At 72.6% G+C, this 6,816-nt stretch carries 7 protein-coding genes; 3 read left to right on the forward strand and 4 right to left on the reverse strand.

The annotated features are described in order from the left end of the window. The 4 genes from ACFE8Y_RS19980 to ACFE8Y_RS19995 all read right to left on the reverse strand — a co-directional run. Nucleotides 1–206: alcohol dehydrogenase catalytic domain-containing protein (locus ACFE8Y_RS19980; protein WP_375466120.1), on the reverse strand; the 206-nt coding region annotated here is incomplete at its 3' end. Between the two features lie 72 nt (nt 207–278). Next, on the reverse strand, nt 279–1,547 hold the full coding sequence (locus ACFE8Y_RS19985) for an App1 family protein (protein ID WP_375466121.1): 1,269 nt from the start codon (nt 1,545–1,547) through the stop codon (nt 279–281). A gap of 430 nt (nt 1,548–1,977) precedes the next feature. Further along, nucleotides 1,978–2,970: a site-specific tyrosine recombinase XerD gene (locus ACFE8Y_RS19990; protein WP_375466122.1), complete on the reverse strand. Its 993-nt coding sequence runs from the start codon at nt 2,968–2,970 to the stop codon at nt 1,978–1,980. Continuing rightward, nucleotides 2,967–3,119, reverse strand: a complete 153-nt coding sequence (locus ACFE8Y_RS19995; RefSeq protein WP_375466123.1) for a histidine kinase — start codon at nt 3,117–3,119, stop codon at nt 2,967–2,969. Before ACFE8Y_RS19995 ends, ACFE8Y_RS19990 begins: the two co-directional genes overlap by 4 nt. Before the next feature lie 278 nt (nt 3,120–3,397). On the opposite strand from ACFE8Y_RS19995, the gene ACFE8Y_RS20000 reads away from it, so the two are divergent. From ACFE8Y_RS20000 to ACFE8Y_RS20010, 3 genes are all read left to right on the forward strand, one after another. After that, nucleotides 3,398–4,003, forward strand: coding sequence for a shikimate kinase (locus tag ACFE8Y_RS20000; RefSeq protein WP_375466124.1), 606 nt, complete (start codon nt 3,398–3,400; stop codon nt 4,001–4,003). A 265-nt stretch (nt 4,004–4,268) separates the two neighbouring features. Beyond that, nucleotides 4,269–5,399 (forward strand): 3-dehydroquinate synthase, encoded by a 1,131-nt coding sequence (aroB, locus tag ACFE8Y_RS20005; RefSeq protein ID WP_375466125.1) that lies wholly within the window; start codon nt 4,269–4,271, stop codon nt 5,397–5,399. A gap of 179 nt (nt 5,400–5,578) precedes the next feature. Beyond that, nucleotides 5,579–6,816, forward strand: a 1,238-nt coding sequence (locus ACFE8Y_RS20010) for an HlyC/CorC family transporter (protein ID WP_375466126.1), incomplete at its 3' end; no start/stop codon positions are given.

Genomic DNA, 6,816 nt, shown 5'->3' on the forward strand with positions numbered 1-6,816 from the left:
ACCTCGACGACCTCGCCCATGAACTCGTGGCCGAGCACGTCGCCCGCCTCCATCGTCGGCATCAGGCCGTCCATCAGGTGGAGGTCCGAGCCGCAGATCGCGCAGGAGGTGACCTTGAGGATGATGTCGCGCGCATCCTCGATCCGCGGATCGGGGACCGTGTCGCAGCGGATGTCGTTCTTGCCGTGCCAGCACAGGGCCTTCATGGGATTGCCTCTCGGGACGTGACGGGACGCCATCGGCGATGGCACACGTCCGGGAACCTCCGGTGCCTACGGTCAAGTTCCGGATGAATTCCGATCCCGTGCGTGATGCGCGGCTTCGCGCGTTCCGCCCCCACGGTCTGCGTCGATCACGACGCTCGGCGGGATCGTGCCGCCCCCGCTCGCCAGCACCGCGCCGAGGTCTTCCGGTGCGGCGACAGTGGCGTCCGCGCGGCGGGGCGTTCCGTCCGCCGCGTTCTCGGCCGCCACCGCCGCCACGGCCTCCGGCGCGATCAGGCCGAGGGCGGCCGCGTGGGCGGCGATCGCCGCGCTGTCGGCGGCGATGACGAGCCGGCTGCCGGCCGCGGCGACGGTCTCGGCCAGCCGCTCGATCTCGGCGATCCGGGCGGCCTCGCGCGACACGTTGCGGATGTAGACCGCGCTCACCCGGCCCGGGTTCTCGGCCACAATCCGCCCGTACACCTCCGGGTCGTGCTGGCCGCTGTCGCCGATCAGGACGAAGGGCCGGTCGTGGTAGAGCGCCAGCATGTGGGCGATCAGCGCGCGCTTGTGGTCCTCGGCCCGCCGGGGCAGGGGGCTCCGCCACGACAGGCCCCACTCGCGCAGGAACAGCACCGGGCCGACCGGGATGCCGTGGATCGTGAAGAACTCCGACAGCATCTCGTAGAGGCCCCACGGCGCCCGGGAGACGTAGAGCATCGGGTTGGCCTGTGTCCCGTCGGGGCCGGCGTAGAGGGCGCGGTAGAGCGCGGCGACACCGGGGAACGCGACCCGGGTCTCGGCATCCTCCACGAACAGCCGCCACAGCATCCGCAGCTTGTTCGCGACGCCGGTGCGCATCACCGTGTCGTCGATGTCGCTCACCACGACGCAGCCGCGCGCCGCGGGCGGGATGAAGACCTGCCCCCGCGCCCGCACCGGCGGCTCGGCCTCCAGCACGAGGTCGACGGCGTGCCAGCCGGCCTCGCCGGCGGGCAGCGCGACCGGGTGCAGGGTGATGCGGAAGTAGCCGTCCGCGTCGGTCTCGACCTGGACCTCGGCGCCGCCGAACCGCGCGGTCACGCGGGCGCCGGGCAGCGTCCGCCGGGCGATGCGCCGTGCGGTGTCGCGCAGGGCCGCGCGCAGGCTGTCGTCGCCGGCCGCGCGGTCCGGGTGCGATTGCCGGAAGACACGGCCGATCAGGAAGATCTCGTCGCGCGAGCCGTAGCCGCGATAGGGCTCCAGCACGAGGCCGCCGCGCCCCTGCGCCCGGCGGACCGGCCGGGCGAGAAGCTTCAGGACCCGGATCGCGGCCCGCCTCACCCCACGCTTTCGAGCCGCCATCGTCGTCGTCCGATCGTCAATCCGCATGGGTCAACGCCCCACCGAGGGGATCGGGCTCGCGCGTCGCACCGTCAGTCTGGCAGGACCGGCGCCTCGCGCGGCTCCGCGATGCGGCGGCCGTTCCTCCCGGCGCGGAAGCGGCCACCGCCTCGCAGGCAGCCCGGCGTACCTCGCTGAGCGGACGGCGGGCGTCCAGAACGTGCGGCGGGCTGAAGGCGAAGCCGCTGTCGACCGCCGCCGCGCGGGCTTGGCTCCAGGCCGATTGCGGGGCGGCCGTGATCCGCGCCACGGTCCGGTACGGGCTCACGTCCTCCGGCTAGACCGCGGAGGCGTCCTCGATCGGCATCGCGTCGAGGTCGGTGCAGCGCCGTGCCCGCACCTCCCGGGCGATGCCGTGCTCGCGGAGGAAGGCGGCGACCGGAATTCCGGTTCAGGGATCGACGGCCGCGGACGCCGTGCGCGGCGGATCGGACGCGTCCTCGTCCATCAGCGGGTGCAGGTCGCGAACCATGCTCTTCAGGCGCTCGTCGAGGACGTGAGTGTAGATCTGCGTCGTCGCGATGTCGGCGTGGCCGAGCAGCTCCTGCACGATCCGCAGGTCGGCGCCGTTCTGGAGCAGGTGGCTGGCGAAGGCGTGCCGCAGCACGTGCGGGCTGACGCGGTCGGCGCGCAGGCCCGCGGCTTCCGCCGCCGCCTTCAGGTCGCGGGCGAAGGCCTGCCGGGTCAGGTGCCCGCTCTCGCTGTCGGCGGGAAACAGCCACGGGCTCTCGCTGCGGGCTGCGGCCAGATGCTCGCGCATCGCGTCGCGTGCCAGCTCGGTCAGCGGCACCAGCCGCTCGCGCCCGCCCTTGCCGCGCACCACGAGGTAGCGCTCGCGGGTGGAGGCGGCCGAGCGCGGCAGCGCGATCAGCTCCGAGACGCGCAGGCCCGTGGCGTAGAGCAGTTCGAGCAGGCAGAGCATCCGCTTGGCCCGGGCCGCTTCTCCCCGCGCCTCGGGCGCCGAAGCGCCGACCCGCGCGCGCGCGACCGTGAGCAGCCGGTCGACCTCGGCGACGGACAGGACCTTCGGCAGCGCCCGGCCCCGGCGCGGCCCGGCAACCGGCGCGCTCGGATCGCCCTCGGCGAACCCTTCCGCGTAGAGGAACTTGTGGAAGCCGCGGATGCAGGAGAGGCGGCGCGCGGCGGAGGCCGGGCTCAGGCCCCGCGGCTCCAGCGAGGCGACGTAGCCGCGCAGGGCCGACGCCTCGACCTCGGCCGGCTCCAGGCCCGCCTCGGCGAGGAAGCCGAGGTAGTCGGCCAGATCCCGCCGGTAGGCGTCCAGGGTGTTGCGCGCGGCCCCCCGCTCGGCGGCGAGCATGTCGAGGTAGCCTGCGATCTCCGGACGGGGTCGGAGCGCGTCGTCGGGCTGAGGCGCCGTCGTCACCGGGCGCCCGGCTGGAGCTTCCCGGCCGGGATGGTCACGCTCATCTCCCGCGGCGTCGGCGTGACGAAGGTCGCCAGCGCGAACATGGCGGCGAAGACGAGGCCGGCCAGGATCGCGAGGGTGGCAAAGAACCGGAACAGGGTCGGCACGTCGAACGAACCTCAGGGCACGCGGGCGCGGGGAACTGCTGCGCGGACAAGGCGAGGCTCTGCGCTGCGGCACCGGGTTTCCATCATGCCATCAAGGCGCTGGCAAGGCCCGCGACGCCACGGATCGCCCGCGGCAGTGGACCGGACGGCGGTCCCCGGTTCGCGCGGATGCCGAAACGCGCTAAGACCCGGCGCAAGAGACAAATTCCGACCCGACGCCCCACCGACCGAGCGCCCTGCCGACCTGACCGCCCGCCGACCATGTCAAGATCCGACCGATGACAGCGCCTGGACCGGCAGGCGAACCGATCGAGGCGCGGCTGCGCCGGGCGCTCGGCGCGCGCTCGATCGTGCTCGTCGGCCTGATGGGCGCGGGCAAGAGCACCGTCGGCCGCCGGCTGGCGACCCGGCTCGGCCTGATCTTCAAGGACGCCGACGTCGAGATCGAGGCCGCCGCCGGCCTGACGATCCCGGACATCTTCGCGATCTACGGCGAGCCGAGCTTTCGCGACGGCGAGGAGCGCGTGATCGCGCGCCTGCTTCGGGCCGGCCCGCTGGTGCTCGCCACCGGCGGCGGCGCCTTCATGCGCGAGGCGACCCGCGCCCGGATCACTGAAGCCGGCGTCTCGGTCTGGCTCAAGGCCGAGCTCGACGTGCTGATGCGCCGCGTGCGCAAGCGCGGCAACCGCCCGCTCCTTCAGGCCGGGAACCCGGAGGCGACGATGCGCGACCTGATGGCGTTGCGCCACCCGGTCTACGCCGCCTCGGACGTGACGGCGCTCTCGCGCGACGTCGCCCACGACCGCGTCGTGCAGGACGTGCTCGAAGCGCTGGACGCGTATTTCAATCCGCCCCCCGAGGCCAGCGCTGTGGCCGCGCAGTGAGCCCCGCGTGCCCCTTTCCCGATGCTCGGCCCTCCCCCCTCTGCGGGGGAGGGTGGCCCTCGCGCGAGCGAGGGTCGGGTGAGGGGAGCGCCCTGTCCGGAACCGTCGCTCCTCTCACCCGACTTAGCTCGCGGGCCACCCTCTCCCCACCCAAGTCGGGCTTGCCCGACTTGGGCATCCAAGACTTGGGCATCCAAAGTGCCCATCGCGGGCAAGCCCGAGATGGGTTGGGGGAGAGGGCGAGTCGCGCCCAACCGGAACACCGATGACGTCCTTCGACGCCGCACCCCTCGCCGTCCACGTCCCCCTCGACGGGGACCGGGACTACGACATCCTCATCGGCCGTGGTCTGATCGACGGCGCAGGTGCGCGCATCGCGGCGCTTGGGGCCAGGCGTGCGGTCATCGTCACGGACGAGACCGTGGCGGCGCTCTACGGCGCCCGGCTGCGGGAGAGCCTGGAGGCGGCGGGCCTGCGCTCCGGCGTGATCGCGGTGGCGCCCGGCGAGGCCTCGAAATCCTACGCCGGCTACGCCGCGGTCTGCGACGGCCTGCTCGCCCACCGGGTCGAGCGCGGCGACCTCGTGGTCGCCCTCGGCGGGGGCGTGGTCGGCGACCTCGCGGGCTTTGCCGCCGCCACGCTGCGGCGCGGCGTGCGCTTCGTTCAGGTGCCGACGACGCTGCTCGCGCAGGTCGATTCCTCGGTCGGCGGCAAGACCGGCATCAACGCGCCGCTCGGCAAGAACCTGATCGGCGCCTTCCACCAGCCCCGCCTCGTCCTCGCCGACACGGGCACCCTCGACACCCTCTCGGAGCGCGAGATGCGGGCGGGCTACGCCGAGGTGGCCAAGTACGGCCTCATCGGTGATGCCGGTTTCTTCGACTGGTGCGAAGCGCATTGGCGCGGCATCTTCGCCGGCGGGCCGGAGCGCGACGCGGCGGTGGCGATCTGCTGCCGCGCCAAGGCCAGCGTGGTGGTGCGCGACGAGCGCGAGGACGGCGAGCGGGCGCTCTTGAACCTCGGGCACACCTTCGGCCACGCGCTGGAGCGCCTGACCGCCTACGAGTCCGCCCGCCTCGTCCACGGCGAGGGCGTGTCGATCGGGCTCGCCCTGGCCTTCCGCTTCTCGGCCCGCCTCGGCTTCTGCCCCGGCCAGGACGCGGGGCGCGTGGCCAACCACCTCGCGCTGGCCGGTCTCCCGACGACCCTTCAGGCGGTCCCGGGCGGCTGCGATGCCGACGCGCTGCTCGACGCCATGGCCCAGGACAAGAAGGTCCGCGACGGCGCGCTGACCTTCATCCTCGCCCGCGGCATCGGCCGGAGCTTCATCGCCCCGGGCATCGACCGGGCCGAGGTGCGGGCGTTCCTGGACGACGAAGTGCGGACGGGCCGGTAGCCCGCCCGCCGATCCATCCGCGACGACGCACCGTCAAGCGTCGCGCATCGCTCACGGTGCCGCCGGCGCGATGCGAAGGGGCGATGAGGCAATCCGAACGAAAACTCCCTATGAGGGGTTACGACGTCGCGCCCCGATTCTAAGCCGGACGCGACGGCGCAGGCTTGAAAAACGGCGCGATGGAAACCCACACCGATCTCTGGCTGGCCGCGAGCATCGTCGTGATCTCGCTGCTGCTCTCGGCCTTCTTCGCGGGCGCCGAGACCGCGTTCACGGCAGCGTCCCGCGCCCGGATGCACACCCTGGAGCAGGGCGGCGATCCGCGTGCGCGCATCGTCAACCGCATCCTGGCGATCCGTGAACGCTTCATCGGCGCGATGCTGATCGGCTACAACATCGTGGCGATCGGCGCCTCGGCCTTCACCACCAGCGTGCTGACCGCACTGTTCGGCAAGAGCGGCGTGATCTACGCGACCGTCGGCATGTCGGTGCTGGTCATCGTCTTCGCCGAGGTGCTGCCGAAGACGCTCGCCATCTCCAAGCCCGACAAGGCCGCTCTGCTGATGGCCCGGCCCGTCGCCTTCGCCGTGGCGCTGATGGGGCCGGCGGCGATCGCCATCGAGAGCCTCGTCCGGCTCATGCTGCGCCCCTTCGGCATCACCATCGGCGAGCACCAGTCGATCCTCTCCCCCACCGAGGAGATCCGGGGCCAAGTGGCCCTGCTCCACCGCGAGGGCGGCGTTGCCAAGGCCGAGCGCGACATGCTCGGCGGCCTCCTCGACCTCTCGGAGCTGTCCGTTTCCGAGGTGATGGTCCACCGCACCAAGATGCGGATCATCAACGCCGACTTGCCGTCGGAGGAGATCGTGCGCGAGGTCCTGGCCTCGCCCTACACCCGCATGCCGCTGTGGCGCGGCACCACCGAGAACGTCGTCGGCGTGCTCCACGCCAAGGATCTGCTCCGCGCGCTCGACGCCGCCGGCGGCGACGCGTCCGGCCTCAAGGTCGAGGCGCTGGCGCTGGAGACGTGGTTCGTGCCCGATACCACGTCGCTCCGCGACCAGCTCAAGGCCTTCCTCACCAAGAAGACCCACTTCGCCCTCGTCGTCGACGAGTACGGCGAGGTGATGGGCCTCGTCACGCTGGAGGACATCCTGGAGGAGATCGTCGGCGACATCGCCGACGAGCACGACGTGACGGTCTCCGGCGTGCGCCCGCACGGGGACGGCTCGGTCACCGCCGACGGCGGCGTGCCGATCCGCGACCTCAACCGGGCGATGGACTGGAACCTGCCCGACGAGGAGGCCACCACCATCGCCGGGCTCGTCATCCACGAGGCCCGCGCCATTCCCGACCAGGGCACCGCCTTCAACTTCCACGGCTTCCGCTTCCAGGTGCTGCGCAAGGCCAAGAACCG

It is taken from the genome of uncultured Methylobacterium sp. (assembly GCF_964242245.1).
Lineage (GTDB): Bacteria > Pseudomonadota > Alphaproteobacteria > Rhizobiales > Beijerinckiaceae > Methylobacterium.

Coding starts and splice junctions, on each gene's coding strand:
- ACFE8Y_RS20000 (WP_375466124.1), top strand. CDS start 3,398: ATGACAGCGCCTGGACCGGCAGGCGAACCGATCGAGGCGCGGCTGCGC.
- ACFE8Y_RS19985 (WP_375466121.1), bottom strand. CDS start 1,547: ATGGCGGCTCGAAAGCGTGGGGTGAGGCGGGCCGCGATCCGGGTCCTG.
- aroB (WP_375466125.1), top strand. CDS start 4,269: ATGACGTCCTTCGACGCCGCACCCCTCGCCGTCCACGTCCCCCTCGAC.